Annotated in this window: 22 protein-coding genes; 15 read left to right on the top strand and 7 right to left on the bottom strand. The window is 72.5% G+C overall.

Annotated features, from left to right (window positions below; translation table 11 throughout):
* Window positions 1-83 precede the first annotated feature (83 nt).
* The 5 genes from OG494_RS25270 to OG494_RS25250 all read left to right on the top strand — a co-directional run bounded on the left by OG494_RS25270 (window position 84) and on the right by OG494_RS25250 (window position 3,321).
* Window positions 84-953 carry a hypothetical protein gene (locus tag OG494_RS25270; protein WP_328442995.1) on the top strand — a complete coding sequence of 290 codons (870 nt, stop codon included), beginning with the start codon at window positions 84-86 and terminating at the stop codon, window positions 951-953.
* Between the two features lie 32 nt (window positions 954-985).
* On the top strand, window positions 986-1,606 hold the full coding sequence (gene hisH, locus OG494_RS25265; protein WP_328459018.1) for an imidazole glycerol phosphate synthase subunit HisH: 621 nt from the start codon (window positions 986-988) through the stop codon (window positions 1,604-1,606).
* Window positions 1,607-1,642: 36 nt separating this feature from the next.
* Window positions 1,643-2,380: a bifunctional 1-(5-phosphoribosyl)-5-((5-phosphoribosylamino)methylideneamino)imidazole-4-carboxamide isomerase/phosphoribosylanthranilate isomerase PriA gene (priA, locus tag OG494_RS25260; protein WP_326955040.1), complete on the top strand. Its 738-nt coding sequence runs from the start codon at window positions 1,643-1,645 to the stop codon at window positions 2,378-2,380.
* 74 nt (window positions 2,381-2,454) lie between these two features.
* Window positions 2,455-2,796 (top strand): DUF1330 domain-containing protein, encoded by a 342-nt coding sequence (locus tag OG494_RS25255; protein WP_328442994.1) that lies wholly within the window; start codon window positions 2,455-2,457, stop codon window positions 2,794-2,796.
* A 48-nt stretch (window positions 2,797-2,844) separates the two neighbouring features.
* Window positions 2,845-3,321: a GNAT family N-acetyltransferase gene (locus tag OG494_RS25250; protein ID WP_328442993.1), complete on the top strand. Its 477-nt coding sequence runs from the start codon at window positions 2,845-2,847 to the stop codon at window positions 3,319-3,321.
* On the opposite strand, the gene OG494_RS25245 is transcribed toward OG494_RS25250, so the two are convergent.
* From OG494_RS25245 to OG494_RS25235, 3 genes are read right to left on the bottom strand one after another with little or no spacing between them, the layout of a single operon-like run.
* Window positions 3,305-3,691: a PPOX class F420-dependent oxidoreductase gene (locus OG494_RS25245; protein ID WP_328442992.1), complete on the bottom strand. Its 387-nt coding sequence runs from the start codon at window positions 3,689-3,691 to the stop codon at window positions 3,305-3,307. The two genes, OG494_RS25250 and OG494_RS25245, sit on opposite strands and share 17 nt — an antisense overlap.
* Before the next feature lie 14 nt (window positions 3,692-3,705).
* Window positions 3,706-4,440 (bottom strand): ABC transporter permease, encoded by a 735-nt coding sequence (locus tag OG494_RS25240; protein ID WP_328442991.1) that lies wholly within the window; start codon window positions 4,438-4,440, stop codon window positions 3,706-3,708.
* Window positions 4,437-5,150, bottom strand: coding sequence for an ABC transporter ATP-binding protein (locus OG494_RS25235; RefSeq protein WP_328442990.1), 714 nt, complete (start codon window positions 5,148-5,150; stop codon window positions 4,437-4,439). Before OG494_RS25235 ends, OG494_RS25240 begins: the two co-directional genes overlap by 4 nt.
* A 144-nt stretch (window positions 5,151-5,294) precedes the next feature.
* Between OG494_RS25235 and OG494_RS25230 the strand changes: the two genes are divergently transcribed.
* Window positions 5,295-6,242, top strand: coding sequence for a hypothetical protein (locus OG494_RS25230; RefSeq protein ID WP_328442989.1), 948 nt, complete (start codon window positions 5,295-5,297; stop codon window positions 6,240-6,242).
* On the opposite strand, the gene OG494_RS25225 is transcribed toward OG494_RS25230, so the two are convergent.
* Window positions 6,232-7,212 carry a hypothetical protein gene (locus tag OG494_RS25225; protein WP_328442988.1) on the bottom strand — a complete coding sequence of 327 codons (981 nt, stop codon included), beginning with the start codon at window positions 7,210-7,212 and terminating at the stop codon, window positions 6,232-6,234. The two genes, OG494_RS25230 and OG494_RS25225, sit on opposite strands and share 11 nt — an antisense overlap.
* A complete protein-coding gene (locus OG494_RS25220; protein ID WP_328442987.1) occupies window positions 7,209-7,724 on the bottom strand; it encodes an RNA polymerase sigma factor in 516 nt (171 codons plus the stop codon). The genes OG494_RS25225 and OG494_RS25220 overlap by 4 nt, the downstream gene beginning before the upstream one ends.
* 296 nt (window positions 7,725-8,020) lie before the next feature.
* Between OG494_RS25220 and OG494_RS25215 the strand changes: the two genes are divergently transcribed.
* Entirely contained in the window at window positions 8,021-9,649 is a 1,629-nt protein-coding gene (locus OG494_RS25215) for a hypothetical protein (protein ID WP_328442986.1), read from the top strand.
* Between the two features lie 37 nt (window positions 9,650-9,686).
* On the opposite strand, the gene OG494_RS25210 is transcribed toward OG494_RS25215, so the two are convergent.
* Window positions 9,687-10,292: a TetR/AcrR family transcriptional regulator gene (locus OG494_RS25210; RefSeq protein WP_328442985.1), complete on the bottom strand. Its 606-nt coding sequence runs from the start codon at window positions 10,290-10,292 to the stop codon at window positions 9,687-9,689.
* Between the two features lie 38 nt (window positions 10,293-10,330).
* Between OG494_RS25210 and hisF the strand changes: the two genes are divergently transcribed.
* The 7 genes from hisF (at window position 10,331) to OG494_RS25175 (ending at window position 14,728) form a co-directional block, all read left to right on the top strand.
* Window positions 10,331-11,104 (top strand): imidazole glycerol phosphate synthase subunit HisF, encoded by a 774-nt coding sequence (gene hisF / locus OG494_RS25205; RefSeq protein WP_328442984.1) that lies wholly within the window; start codon window positions 10,331-10,333, stop codon window positions 11,102-11,104.
* Complete coding sequence (locus tag OG494_RS25200; RefSeq protein WP_328442983.1) at window positions 11,101-11,478, top strand: hypothetical protein; 378 nt, start codon at window positions 11,101-11,103, stop codon at window positions 11,476-11,478. The genes hisF and OG494_RS25200 overlap by 4 nt, the downstream gene beginning before the upstream one ends.
* A complete protein-coding gene (hisI, locus tag OG494_RS25195) occupies window positions 11,475-11,840 on the top strand; it encodes a phosphoribosyl-AMP cyclohydrolase (protein WP_328442982.1) in 366 nt (121 codons plus the stop codon). Before OG494_RS25200 ends, hisI begins: the two co-directional genes overlap by 4 nt.
* Window positions 11,837-12,199, top strand: a complete 363-nt coding sequence (locus OG494_RS25190; RefSeq protein WP_328442981.1) for a DUF1304 domain-containing protein — start codon at window positions 11,837-11,839, stop codon at window positions 12,197-12,199. The genes hisI and OG494_RS25190 overlap by 4 nt, the downstream gene beginning before the upstream one ends.
* A gap of 311 nt (window positions 12,200-12,510) precedes the next feature.
* Window positions 12,511-13,065 (top strand): hypothetical protein, encoded by a 555-nt coding sequence (locus OG494_RS25185; protein ID WP_328442980.1) that lies wholly within the window; start codon window positions 12,511-12,513, stop codon window positions 13,063-13,065.
* Window positions 13,066-13,074: 9 nt separating this feature from the next.
* Window positions 13,075-13,848: a DUF3592 domain-containing protein gene (locus tag OG494_RS25180; protein WP_328442979.1), complete on the top strand. Its 774-nt coding sequence runs from the start codon at window positions 13,075-13,077 to the stop codon at window positions 13,846-13,848.
* A 73-nt stretch (window positions 13,849-13,921) separates the two neighbouring features.
* Complete coding sequence (locus OG494_RS25175) at window positions 13,922-14,728, top strand: DUF3592 domain-containing protein (protein WP_328442978.1); 807 nt, start codon at window positions 13,922-13,924, stop codon at window positions 14,726-14,728.
* Between the two features lie 9 nt (window positions 14,729-14,737).
* Here the strand turns inward: OG494_RS25175 and OG494_RS25170 are convergent, their stop codons facing one another.
* Window positions 14,738-15,370, bottom strand: coding sequence for a TetR/AcrR family transcriptional regulator (locus OG494_RS25170; RefSeq protein WP_328442977.1), 633 nt, complete (start codon window positions 15,368-15,370; stop codon window positions 14,738-14,740).
* Window positions 15,371-15,448: 78 nt separating this feature from the next.
* Here OG494_RS25170 and OG494_RS25165 point away from each other — a divergent pair, with 78 nt between their 5' ends.
* Window positions 15,449-17,008, top strand: a complete 1,560-nt coding sequence (locus OG494_RS25165; protein ID WP_328442976.1) for an anthranilate synthase component I — start codon at window positions 15,449-15,451, stop codon at window positions 17,006-17,008.
* Window positions 17,009-17,044: the final 36 nt, after the last annotated feature.

Here is a 17,044-nt window from a genome sequence, read left to right as displayed (position 1 = left end):
TCTTCAAGATTCTTCCGGCGCGTCGCCCACCCATGGCAGAATCGCGTGGCCGCCGCCGTGGTCTCCACTCCTGAGGAGCGCACATGCGCGCACTGCGGACGGCAAGTCTGCTCGCCCTGACCACCACGACCTTGCTCGGCGGCACCGGGATCGCCGCCGCTCAGGGCAGCCCCTGGCGCCAGGTCGGCCACACCACCGCCGAGAACCGGGTCAGCGGCGAGGGCATCACGACGCTCCGGCTGCCCGGGCACGCCGCCGAGACCGTCTTCCGCAACGGCGCGACCATCCCGCAGCCGCTCAAGGACGAGGGCTGGGGCCACGTCGGCGACCCCGACTCCCTGCGCGGCTACGTCTTCGACGTCTACCAGGACACCGTCACGCCGACGCCGGCCAAGAAGATGTACCTGGTCACCAAGCCGGACGGGACAACCACGGAGTTCGTCCACCCGCTGCAGGCCGACGAGCCCGCCGCCAACGCGAACGCCCAGGTCGCGGCCACTCCCGACGGTCAGTGGCTGGTCTCCGGCCCGCTCGGCGAGATCGACCGGCTCTACGTCTCGCCGACGCCGTTCCTCAACCCGCGTGCCCCGCGCGTCGCCGGTGACCTGCCGATCGCCGCCCGGATCCACCTCGACCACCACATCCGCAGCGCCCAGGGCTGCGACTTCGTCAGCTCGACGCGGCTGGTCTGCGCGACGTCGGATCCGGACAACGACCTGTACCCGACGAACCTGCAGCTGCTGCAGGTCGACCTCGCCCGGCCGCTGAACGGCCACGACGTCACGGCGAAGGTGCGCGAGCTCGGCCAGGTGCCGCTGGTCAGCACCTGCACCGGCACGTTCACCCCGGAAGGCGTCGACTACGACGCGCCGACGGGGGTCCTGCGGGTCGAGGTCGTGCCGCCGTCGCCGTGCAACACGGTGACCGATGTCTATTCGTTCGAGCGCCGCTGAGCCCTCCGGCTACGCTGGGTGGCGTGTCTCGTGTGGTGATTCTCGACTACGGTTCCGGCAACCTCCGCTCCGCCGAACGCGCTGTGGCGCGCGCCGGGGCCGAAGTCGAGGTCACCGCCGACCCGCATGCCGCCGTCGAAGCCGACGGCCTGGTCGTGCCCGGCGTCGGCGCCTTCTCCGCCTGCATGGAGGGGCTGCTGTCGGTGGCCGGGCACCGGATCATCGGCAAGCGCCTCGCCGGCGGCCGCCCGGTGCTCGGCATCTGCGTCGGCATGCAGATCCTCTTCTCCCGCGGCGTGGAACACGGCGAGGAGACCGAGGGCACCGGGGAGTGGCCGGGTGTCGTCGACAAGCTGAACGCCGACGTCCTGCCGCACATGGGCTGGAACACCGTGCGCGCGCCGGCGGACTCGCAGCTCTTCGCGGGCCTCGATCCCGAAGAGCGCTTCTACTTCGTGCACTCCTACGCCAACCGCAAGTGGGAGCTCGAGTCGGGCCTGCCCGGCCAGGAGCCGAAGGTCACCTGGGCCAACCACGGCGAGGACTTCGTCGCGGCGGTGGAGAACGGGCCGCTCTGGGCGACCCAGTTCCACCCGGAGAAGTCCGGCGACGCCGGTGCGCGGCTGCTGCGCAACTGGCTCGCGACCCTCTGACCGGGTGACCCGGGTCTCCGCCCTAGAGTTACCGGTGTGACTTTCACGCTGCTTCCCGCCGTTGATGTGGCCGATGGCCAGGCCGTGCGACTCGTCCAGGGCGAGGCCGGCACCGAGACCTCCTATGGCAGCCCGCTGGAGGCCGCACTGGCCTGGCAGCGCGACGGCGCCGAGTGGATCCACCTGGTCGACCTCGACGCCGCGTTCGGCAAGGGCAGCAACCGCGAGCTGCTCGCCGAGGTCGTCGGCCGGCTCGACGTGCGGGTCGAGCTCTCCGGCGGCATCCGCGACGACGCCTCGCTGAAGGCCGCGCTGGCCACCGGCGCCCGCCGCGTCAACCTCGGCACCGCCGCGCTCGAGGATCCGGAGTGGACCGCGCGCGTGATCGGCGAGTACGGCGACCGCGTCGCGATCGGCCTCGACGTCCGCATCACCGAAGCCGGCCACCGGCTCTCGGCCCGCGGCTGGACGTCCGACGGCGGTGACCTGTGGGAGGTCCTGGACCGCCTCGACCGCGACGGCGCGTCCCGCTACGTCGTGACGGACGTGAGCAAGGACGGCACGCTGAAGGGCCCGAACCTCGACCTGCTGCGTGAGGTCGTCGCCCGCACCGACGCCCCGGTCATCGCCTCCGGCGGCGTGTCCAGTGTGGACGACCTGGTCGCGCTGGCCGGCCTGGAGTCGGACGGCGTCGAGGGATCGATCGTGGGCAAGGCGCTGTACGCGGGCGCGTTCACGCTGCCCGAGGCGCTGGCGGCGGTCGCGCAGGTCTGAGGATTACCTTCGGGGTAATCGACGCGGTGCGCGCCGGCGGGCAGAGTTCCTTTCAGGACAACGAAAGGACCACGATGACCGCCTACGGAATCGCGCACCTGCGTCCGCCCGAGGTGCTGCACGAGGACGTCTTCGAGTACCTCGAACGCATCCAGGCCACGCTCGACCCCTACGGCGGCAAGTTCGTCGTGCACGGCGCCGACGTGCGGGTGCTGGAAGGCGAGTGGCCCGGCGCGCTCGTGGTGATCGGGTTCCCGGACGTCACGGTGGCTCGCGAGTGGTACGACTCGCCTGCCTACCAGGCGATCCTGCGCCTGCGTGCCGACCACATCCCGGGCGACCTGGTCATCGTCGAAGGCTGCGGGCCGGACCACGACTCGGCGGCCATGGCGGCGGCGATGCGCGCGGCCGGTTGACGCCGAAAAGTGGCTGACAGCGGCGCTTCGAACCACTAGGTTGCCGCGGTGGAGGAGATCGTCACCCAGCTCGAGATGACCGCGGCCGACCAGCTCAACCCGGCGCCGCCGGTCGACGGGGTGACCCTGCGGGCCGTCGAGGCGTCGCCGCTCATCCGCGACCTGCACGTCCGGATCGGGACGCCGTACCGATGGCCGAGCGCGGAGCGGACCGGCGACGACTGGGCGCGCTGGCTCGCCGAGCCGCACCGGAGCTACCGGCTGGTCGAGTACCGCGGGGTGGTCGCCGGCGCCGCCGACTTCGAGCCGCAGGCCGGCGACGACGTCGAGATCACGACGTTCGGGCTGCTGCCCGAGTTCGTCGGGAAGGGCCTCGGCGGGTACGCGCTCACCCTCGTCGTCGCGGCCGCGTGGACCGTGCCGGGCGCGCGCCGGGTCTGGCTGCACACCTCGACCCTCGATCACCCGAACGCCCTGCCGAACTACCTGCGGCGGGGGTTCCGCGGCTTCACTCGCTCAGCTTGACGGCGATCCCGACCGTCCGGTCCGCCGGGCCGCGCAGCTTCGAGAAGAACATCGACACCCGCCCGAAGACGCCGTACTTGCGCCCGATCACCTGCTGGACCCGCCGGGTCTCGTCGAGGTCCAGCAGCCGGGCCTGGCCGCCCACCACCGCGCCGTGCGTCTTCTTGCCGCGCAGGTCGCAGGCCTGGACCTCGACGCGGCCGCTGTTGCGGATCCGCTTGACCTTGCCCACGTCCCGCACCGAGTTGAAGACGAGCTCGCCGCCGTCGCCGGCGACCCAGATCGGGGTCGGCACAGCGCGGCCGTCCTTGCGGAACGTGGTCAGGACGACGTAGCGCTCGGCCGCGAGCCGGTCCGTTTCGGATGCCATGCGGCCCACGGTAGTCAGGGCGTCCGGCGGCGCAGCGTCGCCGCGCCGAGGACCAGCGCCAGCAGCGCGCAGCAGGCGACGACCACCAGGTCCCGCAGGATCACCGCGTCCACCGTCGACGAAGCCGTGACGCGGTTCAGGGCCTCGACCGCGTAGGACAGCGGCATCACCTCCGACACCCATCGCAGCAGCCAGCCCATGTCCTCTCGCGGCACGAAGAGCCCGCACAGCAGGATCTGCGGCAGCACGAACACCGGCATGAACTGGATGGCCTGGAACTCCGTGCGCGCGAACGCGCTGACGAACAGCCCGAGCGCCATGCCCAGCAGCGCGTCGAGGACGGCGATCACCAGCAGCATTCCGATGGACCCGGCCAGGTCGAGGCCGAGCCACGACAGCGAGACGCCGGCCGCGAGCGCCACCTGGACGACGGCGATCGCGCCGAACGCCAGCGCGTAGCCGAAAAGCAGGTCGAGGCGGCCGATGGGGAGCGTCATCAGCCGTTCGAGGGTGGCGGTGGTCCGCTCGCGCAGGGTCGTGATCGACGCGATCAGGAACATGATCAGGAACGGGAAGACGCCGAGCAGGGCGGGCGCGACGTGGCTGAACACGAGCGCCGAGTTGAACACGAACCGCAGCAGGATCATCAGCAGCGTCGGCACCAGGACCAGCATGACGACGGTGCGCGGGTCGTGCCGCAGCTGGGTCAGGATGCGCCGCGTGGTGGCGAGCGTCAGCGCGGGGTTCACGACGCCACCCGCACGAGCCGCAGGAACGCCTGCTCGAGGTCGGTGGTGCCGGTCCGCTGCCGCAGTTCCGCCGGTGCGCCGTCGGCCAGCAGGACGCCTTCGCGCATGAGCAGGAGCCGGTCGCAGCGCGCCGCTTCGTCCATGACGTGACTGGACACCAGCAGCGTCGCGCCGCCTTCGGCGAGCCGGCGGAACAGCGCCCACAGCTCGTCGCGCAGCACCGGGTCGAGCCCGACGGTCGGCTCGTCGAGCACCAGCAGCTCCGGCCGGCCGAGCAGCGCGACGGCGAGGTTCGCGCGGTTGTGCTGGCCGCCCGAGAGCGAGCCGACGAGCTTCCCGGCGTGCCCGGCCAGGCCCACCTCGCCGATGACCCGGTCCACATCGGACGCCGGGGCGCGCAGCACCGCGGCGAAGTAGCGCAGCGCCTCGCGGACGGTCAGGTCCGCGTAGATCGCCGGGTTCTGCGTCGCGTAGCCGATCCGGCGCCGCAACGGCGGGCTGCCCGCGGGCAGGCCCAGCACGGTGACGGTGCCGGCTTCGACGAGCTGCACGCCGACGATCGCGCGCATCAGGGTCGTCTTGCCGCAGCCGCTCGGGCCGAGCAGGCCGGTGACCGCGCCGCGCGGCACCTCGAAGCTCACGTCGCGCACCACCGGCCGGCCGCCCCGGCGGACCCGCAGGCCGGCGACCTCGAGGGCAGAATTAGTCATGCGTTTAATTCTGAGCCCGGCGAGTTCCCGCGGTCAAGGGGGCGTCCGGCCGAACCCGGAGCCGCACAACGGCAGAAGCGCGTCAGGGGTGTCACCTGCAACGATTTGTGGGCCTGGGTTTCTCCCGCACACTGGAGGGTGTAGATGGCCGTCACACAGCAGGTTCCGGTTCATCCGCAGGCGGGTTTCTTCGGCTCGGGACCGTATCCCGTCCACCGGGCGCGAGTCCTGGTGCTCGCGGTCCTGGCCGGGTTCGCGTTGACGGCGCTCTGGTCGGCGCCGTTCGTCGACTCCGTCATCGGCGACAGCGTCGCCAACACGCTGCTCGGCTACGACGCGAAGGCGACCCCGATCGGCGGCGTGCTCGCCGGGACGCTGTTCGCGTTCGTCTCCGGGCTCGCCGGCTCGTTCACCGCGTGCAACATCGCCGCGTTCGGCGCGGTCGCGCCGCTGGTCGGCGGCGAGGCGGGCGGGAAACGGCGGTTCGCGACCACGCTCAAGCCGCTCGGCTGGATCGCGGCGGGCATGCTGACCGTGTCGATCGTCTACGGCGTGATCGTCGCGCTGGTCGGCACGCGGATGCCGCAGTTCGACACCGCGCCGGCCAGCGGGCTGACGCCGCGCAGCATCCAGTCGATGGTCGCGTTCGGCGTCGTCGGCCTGGCCTTCCTGGTGCTGGGCCTGGCTTCGCTGGGCGTGATCGGCAACCCGATCGGCGCGCTGACCCGGCGGCACCCGGCCGCGCCCCTGGTCCTGATGGGCGCGCTGATCGGCGGCTTCCTCATCGGCCGGCCGTACCCGCTGTTCCGGATCATGTTCCGCAGCGCCGCCGAGCAGCACAACGTCTTCTACGGCGCCGCCGCGTTCGCCCTGCAGTCGCTCGGCAACATCGTGATCATGGGCGTGCTGTTCCTGCTCCTGACGCACGCGACGGGCGGGCGCGTGCAGCGCTGGCTGGCCGCCAAGCCGGGCCGGATCGCCGCCGTGACGGGCGCGGCGCTGCTCGTCGGCGGCACGTTCACGTTGCTCTACTGGGACGTGCGCGTGCTCGGCCGGCTCGGGATCATCTGGTTCCCGATGGTCAGCTGGTAGGCCGGCCGAGCCAGCGGTAGTCGGGCGAGGGGTCGAGCTGGACGCCGTCCGCGACGGCGACCAGCACGGCTTCCGGCTGCGGCCCGGACACCGTCAGCCAGCGCCCGGACGGCAGCCGGACCGCGACCAGCGCGGCCTCGCCGGCCTTCGGCGCCGAGTAGAACCCCCCGCCGCCGCGTACGGAAATCGTTGCGGCGCCGCCGATCCCGGGTGAGCCGGCACCGACGGCGGCCGTCACGGCCGGGACCGACGGGCGGGCCGGGTCGGCCGCGGTCAGCTCGGTGCTCGCGTCGTCCGGCCCGGTACCCCGGACGACGGCCGAGCGTTCCGCCAGCCCCGCCGGCAGCGGCCCGAACCGCAGTTCGCCGCGGACGCCGACCGGGGTCGCGCGGACCGACTCGGCGATCCGCTGGGCGACCGCGCGGGCGTCCGGCACCCCGCCGACCCGGGCGGTGAGCACGTGCTTGTCGTCGGCCGTCCAGGTGAGCAGGGCGGCGGTGCTGGTGTCGCCGGTGACCATGGCGATCCGGCCGTGCACCACGATCTGGTCCTGGACCGACGCGACCTTCGGCACGGGCCCCGACCACTCGGGATCGGCCGTCGAATACACCGACAGCGTGATCTCCGCCGGCCCGGCGGACCACCGCCGGACCTGCGGTGCGATGCCCGGGCCGCCCTCGCGGTACTGCTCGGTGAAGCCGTCGGGCAGCCAGCCTGGGGTGTACCCGAGCACCGGGCGGCCCGCCGCCGGCTCGAGGTCCGGCGGGCTCGTGAGCACCTGCGCGCCGACGAAGACCCCGGCCACCAGCACGACCACCGCGGCCGCCACCAGTGTCAGCCGCGCGACCGGGCGGCGGCGCCGGGCGTCCGCGAGCGCGTCGCGGACCGCGTGGCCGTCCGGCGCGCGGGCGGCGAGGCGGTCGAGGCTCTCCCGGATCAGCGTCTCGGTCTCGTGGTCGCTGCGGGTCATTCGGGGGCTCCTGCTTTGAAGGACGCAGTGAGGGGCACGGGCTCGGGCTGGGGCGCCTCGCGCAATGTGGCCAGGGCACGGGAGATCTGGCTGCGCACGGTGGACGTGCCGCAGCGCAGGACGGCGGCGATCTCGGCGTCCGTGTAGTTCTCGTAGTATCGCAGCACGATCGCGGCGCGCTGCTTGCGGGGGAGCGTGGCGAGCAGGCCGAGCATCGCGTCCCGCTCGTCGTAGGCGGTGGCGGGATCGGCTTCGGGTGGCGAAAGGGCGTCGAGGACCTCGTGGCTGCTCGGCACCATCCGCCGCACGGCCCGGCGGCGCCACGACAGGTACTCGTTGGTGACCATCCGGCGGACGTACGTCGGCGGGGCGTCGATGCTGTCCCAGCGTTGCTGCGCGCGCAGCAGGACGTCCTGGACGATGTCCTGCGCGAGGTGCGGGTCGTTCGTCAGGACGGTCGCGTAGCGGAGCAGCCCGTCCAGCCGCTCCGCCACGAACTCTTCGAAGCCCACGTACGTCCCTTCGCCCGCCTGTCACCTTCATGGACGTCCGGGACGGCCGAGTTGATGCACGCGGGCGGGAAGTTTCTTTAGTGACGGAGTTCACCGGTTCGGCCCAGTTCGCAACCTTTGTCTGTCACAGAGCAGCAGATGTCGGGCGGGTTGTGTGGTGCCCCGGTCGCCGTCGTTCACGAGTCCGGGTGAGTGCCGGTTCCGCTGTGTTCCCGGCCTTCGGCGGTGCCGGAGATCGCCTCGGAAAACCTGTCGGGGGGCCGTGCTTTCCTGAACCGGACAGAACGGAGGGGGAGATGACGGCGGGGAAGTGGCGGGCGGCTCCGGCCGTCTCGATGGTGCTCGTGGCGGCTTTCGCGGTCGGCCCGTTCGCGCTGGTCGTGGGCGTGGTCTGGGGGCTGGTGCGGTTCGGCCGCGGCTACACGCGGCGGTTCACGGCCGAGCAGGTGCGGAAGGGCCCGGGGTTCCGATACCACCTGGCTTCGTTCGGGGTGCTCTACCTCGTGCCCATCGGCGTAGCGGCGACGGCGTACTTCCTGCTGTCGGCGTACCTGCGGTGGTTCGGCGACACGTCGAGCGTCGGCTGGCTGATCTCACTGCAGCGGTTCTTCGAAACGGTGTCGCGGTTCTTCGCGGACCACCTGAAACTCAGTGAGTTCTCGGTGTTCGCCGTGCTGATCGGCGTCTACCTGCTGACCTGCCTGCTGCTCGCCCGCCGGGACGCCGGGCCGTGGCGCGGGCGCACCGCCGCCAGGCTGGGGCGGGTCGCGGATTTCTACACGAAGTACAGCGGACCGGCGGCCGCCGGGCTGGCCACGCTCGCCTCGCTGACGCTGTTCGGCATGCAGGTGGGCGTGCCGGCCACGGACCTGCAGGTGAAGTTCAAGGTGGCGCAGCAGGGCTACGCCGAGGTGACGCGGAAGATCGAGGCGGGCCTGACCGAGCGCGTCGCCGGAAAGCTGTACGACAAGGTCGAGGCGGCGTTCCCGCAGTCCTACCGGGACGCGCTCGCGGCGCGGGGCACGCAACTGCCGGAACTGGTCGACGCCGCGCGGAGCAGTGCCACGAGCGCCAAGCCGTACGACATCAGCCTGCCGGCGGTCGACGACGCCGTCCGCGCGGAGACCGTGAGTGCGGAGAAGGCCGAAGGGATCGCGCCGGAGCTGCGGGTCGAGGCCACCGGCCGGGCGGCGCCCGGCAAGGTGACGCCGGAGCAGGTCGAAGCCGCGCGGGCGGTCGTCGACGCGCGGCCGGCCGAGCCGGGCATCGACCTGGTCGCCGACAGCCGGAAGAAGGTGACGCTGCAGGTCGAGAAGGTGGCCACGGAACGGATCGCGGCGCTCGCGAAACCGGTGACGGACGCCGTCCCGTTCCTGGACCCGCTGGTGCAGGCGTTCGTCGAGGCGGCGGACAAGGGCCTGCAGGACCGGCTCGCCCGGGCGTACGACCGCCTGGCCGACCTGGTGCTGCGCGCCCCGCAGGACCTCGGCGCGGCGGTCGACCGCGAGGCCGCGGACCTGGTCCGCCAGACGGACGTCGGCAAGCCGGTCGCGCACGCCACCGCGCACGCGGAGGACCTGGCGCGCACGTTCGCGACGACCGTGTCGGTGCTGCGGAACGGCCCGGGCGAGCTGGACCGGAAGGTCACGGAGGCGATCGACGCGCGGCGGCCACCGCCGGTGTACGACCCGTCGGGCAGGCTGAAGCTCACCCTGCCCGACATCGAGCCGCTGCGGCGGCCACCGCCGGACTACTACAGCCTGCGGTACCCGTACGACCACGGCCTGGGCGCCTACGGGACCCGCGACTACGGACTGCACGGCTACACGCCGCCGGACACGTTCCCGGTGCCGCCGGAGATCGCCCGGGTCCCGCGGATCGCGCCACCGCCGAGGGTGAGCGTGCCGCGGATCTTCGTCCGGTGACGCGGGTGGTCGCGAGCGGCGGGCGCACCCGGGCGGCCTAGGCGGGGGTGGCCGGGGCGAACCCACCCTGCGCCGGGTCGAGGTAGTACTGCGCCACCGGCGCGAGCAGCGCGACGAGCTCCTCGTCGTCCGCCTCGGCCAGCGGGGGCAGCTTGATCACGTACCGCAGCAGCGCGACGCCGATCATCTGCGCGGCGATCCCGGTGACGCGCACCGGCGGCACGTCCAGCGCGCGGGCGACCTCGGCCAGCACCGTGCGCTCGATGAACTGGCGCATCATGAGCGCGACCTGCTCGTTCGTCGCGGCGGCGCGCAGCATCGCGAGGAACGGCGTCCGCCCCTCGGGTGCCGCCCAGATCGCCAGGAAGGCGCGCGCCAGCCGTTCGCCCACACCCGAGCGCGGGCCCGCGAGGATCGCCGGGATCAGGTCGGCCGGGTTCACCGGCAGGTTCATCGAGGCCGCGAAGAGCTGCTGCTTGCTGCCGAAGAAGTGGTGCAGCAGGGCCGCGTTCACGCCGGCGTCGGCGGCGATCCCGCGGACCGTCGCTCCGTCGTACCCCAGCTCCGCGAACCGGTGCCGGGCCGCGTCGAGGATCTTCTCCCGCGTCTCCGTCTGCCCCGGCCGCCGCCCCGCCTGTGCCATTGCCCGAGCTTAGAACGCCCTTGACTACGCTGGTGACCATGTCTGTCGCGGTGCGGGTGATCCCCTGTCTCGACGTCGACGCGGGCCGGGTCGTGAAGGGCGTCAACTTCGCCGGCCTCCGCGACGCCGGCGATCCCGTCGAGCTGGCCCGGCGTTACGACGCCGAGGGAGCCGACGAACTGACGTTCCTCGACGTCACGGCGTCCTCGGGCGACCGCGAGACCACCTACGACGTCGTCCGCCGCACCGCCGAGCAGGTGTTCATCCCGCTGACCGTCGGCGGCGGCGTCCGCAGCAACGACGACGTCAACCGGCTGCTGCGCACCGGCGCGGACAAGGTCAGCATCAACACCGCCGCGATCGCCCGCCCGGAGTTCCTCCACGAGGCCTCACGCCGGTTCGGCGCCCAGTGCATCGTGCTGTCGGTCGACGCGCGCCGCGTGCCCGAGGGCGGCGAGGCGACGCCGTCCGGGTTCGAGGTCACCACCCACGGCGGCCGCCGCGGCACCGGCATCGACGCCGTCGAGTGGGCCGCGCGGGGCGAAGAGCTCGGCGTCGGCGAGATCCTGTTGAACTCGATGGACGCCGACGGCACCAAGAACGGCTTCGACCTCGAGCTGATCGAACTGGTGCGCAAGGCCGTGCGGGTGCCGGTGATCGCGAGCGGGGGAGCGGGCGCCCTGGAGCACTTCCTGCCCGCGGTGCGCTCCGGCGCGGACGCGGTGCTCGCCGCCAGTGTGTTCCACTTCGGACAGTTGAAGATCGGCGAGGTCAAGACCGCGCTGCGCGACGGCGGGGTGGAGGTCCGATGAAGTCCTGGCGCGCCCCCGTCGAGGTCAAGGTCGTCGCGGCCCTGCTGATCGGCTTGCCGGTGGCGTGGGCCCTGCTCGACCTGATCCCCGTGCTGAGCGCGGGCTCGAGCCTGGCCATCTACCGGACGCCCGCGCTCGCCCTGATCCTCGGCGGTGTCGTGACCACCGGGCTGGCGGTGAAGATGGGCAGCGCCCGCGTCGGCGGCCTGGTCGTCACCGTGGTGTTCGCGCTGCTGCACGCGTTCCTGCTGCTGGGCGCCGAACTGTGGTTCAACAAGGTGTTCTCCGGCCTGTCCTTCGTCGGGTACGGCTACGCGTTCGTCCTGTTGAACTCGATGCCGCTCAAGCGGCACCTGCTGGGAGCCGAAGCATGACCCTCGACGCGGGCGTCTCGGCGCGCCTCAAGCGCAACGCCGACGGCCTGATCGCCGCGGTCGTCGTCGAACACGCCACCTCGGACGTGCTGATGATGGCCTGGATGAACGACGACGCCCTCGCGGCGACCCTGTCCACCCGCCGGGGCACGTACTTCTCCCGCAGCCGGCAGAAGCTGTGGGTCAAGGGCGAGACGTCCGGGCACTACCAGCACGTCCGCGAGGTCCGCATCGACTGCGACGGCGACACCGTCCTGCTGCGCGTCGACCAGACCGGCCCTGCCTGCCACACCGGCACCCACACCTGTTTCGACACCGAGGAGCGCCTGCTCCTGGCCGACGAGAAAGAGCACACCACGTGAAGATCGCCGCCGACATCCTGGTCGGGCTGGTCGCCCTGATCCATGTCTACATCGTCGTCCTGGAGATGTTCCTCTGGACCACCCCGCGCGCCCGCGCGGCGTTCGGGACCACCGAGGAGTTCGCCAAGGAGAGTGCGCCGCTGGCCGCGAACCAGGGGCTGTACAACGGTTTCCTGGCGCTCGCGCTGGTCTGGGGCCTGATCGCGAGCGACCCCACGGGCTTCCAGCTGAAGCTCTACGGCATCGTCTGCGTGATCATCGCCGGCATCTACGGCGCGGTGACGGCGAACAAGCGGATCCTGTTCGTGCAGGTCGTGCCGGGTGTGCTGACGCTGATCGCGCTGCTGCTGTCCCGCTGACGGCGGCGGACCTGCTCCCTTGCACGCTCGGCGGGCCCGCCGGGTTGCCCGCGTCCGCTGTGCTTCTGATCGCCCTCCGACCTGGGGTTTTCGCTCTACGCTGAGCGGATGGGGACGAGGGTACGGGCCGTGCGCGACCACCGGGAGCTGGTGCGGCAGCGCCGGCGACGCTCGGCGTGGCCCGGCGGGTGCGGGTCCTCCGGGCCCGGCATCGGTCCCCGGAGCCGCCGCGGCGAGATCGCCCGGCTCACCGCGGCGACCTCGACATGGTGGCTTCCGTCCACGTCGGACACTCCCCGGTGGGAGGCGTGATGCCGGACTTCTCCCAGTGGCTGCCGCCGGGCCGGGCGGTCGAGGGGGCCGGCCGGGCCACGACCCTGGTCGCCCGCCGGTTCCGCCGCGCGACGATCGTCGCCGTCGTCGCGGTCCTGTGCACCGCGGTGGTCCTCTTCAGCCTCCTGATCAGCGGCGAACCCGTGACGCCGATGCTCCTCTTCCTGCCCTTCACCGGGCCGGCCCTCTTCGACTGCGTCCGCTGGTACCGGCGCGCGGAAGCCGCGCAGCGGACCGGCTGGCGACCGGCGACCGTGACGCTCGGACCGGTGCGGCGGCGCCAGACCTGGGCGACCGTGGCGGTGAAGTTCGCCGACGGCAGCCTGATCCGGCTGCGGACCTGCGACCTGGGTTTCTCCGCGCTGGCCCTGGCCGAACTGCCGGACCTGCCCGCGCTGATCGGCGGGCACGGCTCCGCGTTCACGGTCCTGATCCTGCCGAAGCCGCCGTGGCGGGACCGGCCGAAGCTGATGACCGCGTCGGCCGAGACCTTCCGCTGGACGCCGGTCCCGCGCCGCCGGCCGAAACCGTAGGCTGGTCAGGTGGGGAGACGCGGCGCTCGGGCGCCGGGGCGGTGGCGCACGGCGTGGCTCATCGCGGCGGCGTACGGCGCGGCGGCGTTCGTGACCTTCGGAACCGGCACGGCGTGGTCGTTGCTCGTCTCGCGCTACGAGTTCGAAGACGGGGAACTCGCGGCCGATTTCGCCGTGCTCGGCGGCTCGCTCGCGGTGATCGTGGTCGCGGTCTTCATGGCGCGGCTGCGGCCTCGGCCCGCCGGCGGCACGACGGTGGTCGCCGGCCCGTCGAAGCCGGCCGGGCGGCCTCGGTACGGCACCTCGCGCCCCCGCAGGCCGGTCCGCGTCGCCTGCGGTTTCGCCGTGGCGCTGTACGTCGTGCTCGCGGCGGGTGTCCTCGGGCTGTCGGCGCTGGACCTCGGCCAAGCCGATCTGCTGGCGACGGGCGCGCGGACCGGCGGGGTCGTGCTGAGCGTCCGGGATCCGGCGCGCGGCACGCCGACGCTCGACGTCGGCTACACCGTGGCGGGGGAGTCGCGCACCGCGGAGATCGCGCGGGACTCGGGCCGGAAGTACGTCGCCGGCGAAGTGATCACTGTCGTCTACGACCCGGCGGATCCCGCGCACGTCCGGACGTCCGAGGAGAAGAACGACGACGGGTTCCTCGTCGGGCTGTGCGTGGTGGCGCTGCTCGTCACCCTGGTGCTGCTCCCGTTCCCCGTCGTGGTGGCCACGCGCGCGGGCGGCGAAGGCGGTACCCGGTTTCTCCGCGGCTACCAGCCGACATCGCCGCTGGTGTAGCGCTCCACGGCGGCCGCGAACGGTGCCTGCGAAAGGTGCCGCGGCGCGATCCCGCCGGGCGTATTCTGCGCCGATGGGGGAAGAAACGGCTTCACCGCTGACGCCTGAGGAAACCGCGCCGGACGGGACGCCACCGGATCCGGCCGTCCAGATCGCCAGGCTGCGGGTGTTCGGCCGGCGCGCGCTGGTCATCGCGCTGCTGTTGCTGGTGGCCGCCGGAGGTGTGTTCGCCGGCCTGATCGTGTACGAGCACCCGGCTCGCGCGCTTCTGCGCGACGGTGTCCACGTCTCCGGGAAGGTGCTGTGGTTCGACGACCTTCGGGGAGCGCAGGCGATCCGCGTCTCCTACGACGTGGGAGGCGAACCGAGCTACGCCACCATCCCCGTGACCTCGGGACGGCGCTACATCGTGGGCGGGACGCTCACGGTGATCTACGACCCCGCGAACCCGTCCCGGGCGCGCACGATCCTGGAAGACCGCCTGGACGGCCGGGTGTCCGGGTTGTTCTGGATCCTCGGCTTGTTCGTGCTGACCTTCGCCGGCGTGAGCCTGGTCGCGTCGGTCCGGTGGCGGCGGCGGCACCGGGCGGTGCTGCGGACCGGCTGGCGGCCGGCCGTGGCCACCGTGTCGCCCGACTACCCGGTCCGCAGGGGCAGGCACCTGCCGGACATCCTCGTCGAGTACCGCGACGGCAGCCGTGCCGAGCTGCGGGCCTCCATGTCGTGTCACGGCAGCACGTACCTGTGGCACCGGCCTCGCCGGCCGGCGTGGGTGGGCGGCTCGGGCCGGGACATGGTCGTGCTCTTCTCGCGCGGCGACCGGCGCCGGCCGTACGCGGTCCCGGCGTTCGACCGGAAGCCGGGCCTCGACCTGGGCTGACGCGGTTCGCTAGCCGATGTCGCCGCTGATGTAGCGCTGCACGTTCGGGGCCACCGCGGCCACCAGGGTCTCGACGTCCGCCTCGGCCAGCGGCTCGAACTTCGCGACGTAGCGGATCATGCCCATGCCGACCAGCTGGGACGCGCAGAGCGTCGTGCGCAGGGGGATCCGGTCGGAGCCGACCGACGAAAGCACGTGGGTGAAGAACTTCTGGAAGAAGTCGCGAAGCACGTGGCCGGCCTGCTCGTGGCCGGCGACGCTGCGGATGAGGGCGACGAACACCCCGCCGCCCGCGCTGTCCCAGCGGGTCAGGAACGTGCGGACGATCCGTTCGCCGAACTCCTCGTCCGGGCCGTCGCGCAGGGTTTCCATCAGCTCCAGGGGGTCGAACGGCAGCTCCAGCACCGCGCGGGCGAACAGGCCCTCCTTGCTGCCGAACCAGTGGTTGACCATCGCGGCGTCGACACCGGCGCGGGTGGCGATCGCGCGCACGGTGGCGCCGTCGTAGCCGTTTTCGGCGAACACCGTCCGGGCGGCGTCGATCAGGGCGGTGCGCGTGTCCTGGCCCGCGGGCCGCCGGCCGCGGCGCCGCGCCGTAGTGTCGGGATTGTCGGTGGTGCTCACCGCTCCATCATGACCCATCCCCGATCCTGAATTCAACATTTGCTGAATTCGGGACCCCGCGCGGCCCGGTTCGCGCGGGGCGGCACAATGACTTCCATGGTCAGCGCTTACGCCGGTTCCACCGGCCCCGGCTCGGTCAGCCCGTCCCGCGAGGACTTCCGCGCCCTCGCCGAGAGCCGCCGCGTGATCCCGGTCGTGCGCCGGGTGCTCGCCGACGGCGAGACGCCGATCGGGGTCTACCGCAAGCTCGCCGCCGACCGGCCGGGCACCTTCCTGTTCGAGTCCGCGGAGAACGGCGCCTCCTGGACGCGCTGGTCGTTCATCGGCGTCCGCAGCCCGGCCGCGCTCACCGTCCGCGACGGCCAGGCGGTCTGGACCGGCACCCCGCCGGTCGGCCTGCCGGCCGAGGGCAACCCGCTGACCGTGCTGCGCGAGACGATCGAGGCGCTGCACACCGAGGCCCTGCCCGGCCTGCCGCCGCTCACCGGCGGGATGGTCGGCTACATCGGCTACGACGCCGTCCGCTGGCTCGAAAAGCTGCCCGAGCTGGCCGAGCGCGACCTCGACATCCCCGAGCTGACCATGCTCCTGGCCACCGACCTGGCCGCGTTCGACCACCACGAGGGCACGGTCACGCTCATCGCGAACGCCGTCAACTGGGACGACTCGCCCGAGCGCGTGGACGCGGCCTACGACGACGCCGTCGCCCGGCTGGGCGCGATGACCGAGCAGCTGCAGGTGCCCGCGCCCGCCACGATCGCCGCGTTCGACCGGCCCGCGCCGGAGTTCACCCGGAAGCGCTCCAAGGAGGACTTCCACGCCGCCGTGAACAAGGCCGTCGAGGCGATCAAGGCCGGCGAAGCGTTCCAGATCGTGCCTTCGCAACGCTTCGAGATCGCCACCGCCGCCGACGCGCTCGACATCTACCGCGTGCTCCGGACGTCCAACCCGAGCCCGTACATGTACCTGCTGCGGCTCGAGGGCTTCGACATCGTCGGATCCAGCCCCGAGTCCCTGGTCACCGTGCGGGACGGCAAGGCGACCACGCACCCGATCGCGGGCACCCGCTGGCGCGGCGCCGACCCGGAGGAGGACGCGCAGCTGGCCAAGGACCTGCTGGCCGACGACAAGGAGCGCGCCGAGCACCTGATGCTCGTCGACCTCGGCCGCAACGACCTGGGCAAGGTCTGCAAGCCGGGCACCGTGCGCGTCGTCGACTTCTTCCAGATCGAGCGCTACAGCCACGTCATGCACATCGTGTCCACCGTCACCGGCGAGCTGGCCGAGGGCAGGACGGCGTTCGACGCGGTCACCGCGTGCTTCCCGGCCGGGACGCTGTCCGGCGCGCCGAAGGTCCGCGCGATGGAGCTGATCGAGGAGCTGGAGCCGGTGCGCCGCGCGCTCTACGGCGGCGTCGTCGGCTACCTCGACTTCGCCGGGGACGCCGACACGGCGATCGCGATCCGCACCGCGCTGGTGAAGGACGGGATCGCGCACGTCCAGGCCGGGGGCGGGGTGGTCGCCGACTCGGTCGCGGACTACGAGGACACCGAATCGCTGAACAAGGCGCGGACGGTGCTGTCCGCGGTCGCCGCGGCCCAGACCATGGTGCCGGCGGGCCGGCTCGACCCGGCCGCGGACGCCGCTCATGTCTGAGCCGGAGGTGGCGGACCCCGAAACCACGACGCCGCG

The sequence above is a fragment of the Amycolatopsis sp. NBC_00438 genome (assembly GCF_036026695.1).
Taxonomy (GTDB): Bacteria; Actinomycetota; Actinomycetes; order Mycobacteriales; family Pseudonocardiaceae; genus Amycolatopsis.
The sequence above is the reverse complement of the archived record's forward strand: the minus strand, read 5'-3'. Positions and strand labels throughout refer to the sequence as shown.

Coding starts and splice junctions, on each gene's coding strand:
- OG494_RS25210 (WP_328442985.1), bottom strand. CDS start 10,292: ATGGCACAGGCGGGGCGGCGGCCGGGGCAGACGGAGACGCGGGAGAAG.
- OG494_RS25255 (WP_328442994.1), top strand. CDS start 2,455: ATGACCGCCTACGGAATCGCGCACCTGCGTCCGCCCGAGGTGCTGCAC.
- OG494_RS25170 (WP_328442977.1), bottom strand. CDS start 15,370: ATGGGTCATGATGGAGCGGTGAGCACCACCGACAATCCCGACACTACG.
- OG494_RS25175 (WP_328442978.1), top strand. CDS start 13,922: ATGGGGGAAGAAACGGCTTCACCGCTGACGCCTGAGGAAACCGCGCCG.
- OG494_RS25225 (WP_328442988.1), bottom strand. CDS start 7,212: ATGACCCGCAGCGACCACGAGACCGAGACGCTGATCCGGGAGAGCCTC.
- OG494_RS25230 (WP_328442989.1), top strand. CDS start 5,295: ATGGCCGTCACACAGCAGGTTCCGGTTCATCCGCAGGCGGGTTTCTTC.
- hisF (WP_328442984.1), top strand. CDS start 10,331: ATGTCTGTCGCGGTGCGGGTGATCCCCTGTCTCGACGTCGACGCGGGC.
- OG494_RS25165 (WP_328442976.1), top strand. CDS start 15,449: ATGGTCAGCGCTTACGCCGGTTCCACCGGCCCCGGCTCGGTCAGCCCG.
- OG494_RS25215 (WP_328442986.1), top strand. CDS start 8,021: ATGACGGCGGGGAAGTGGCGGGCGGCTCCGGCCGTCTCGATGGTGCTC.
- OG494_RS25185 (WP_328442980.1), top strand. CDS start 12,511: ATGCCGGACTTCTCCCAGTGGCTGCCGCCGGGCCGGGCGGTCGAGGGG.
- OG494_RS25245 (WP_328442992.1), bottom strand. CDS start 3,691: ATGGCATCCGAAACGGACCGGCTCGCGGCCGAGCGCTACGTCGTCCTG.
- OG494_RS25270 (WP_328442995.1), top strand. CDS start 84: ATGCGCGCACTGCGGACGGCAAGTCTGCTCGCCCTGACCACCACGACC.
- hisI (WP_328442982.1), top strand. CDS start 11,475: ATGACCCTCGACGCGGGCGTCTCGGCGCGCCTCAAGCGCAACGCCGAC.
- OG494_RS25235 (WP_328442990.1), bottom strand. CDS start 5,150: ATGACTAATTCTGCCCTCGAGGTCGCCGGCCTGCGGGTCCGCCGGGGC.
- OG494_RS25200 (WP_328442983.1), top strand. CDS start 11,101: ATGAAGTCCTGGCGCGCCCCCGTCGAGGTCAAGGTCGTCGCGGCCCTG.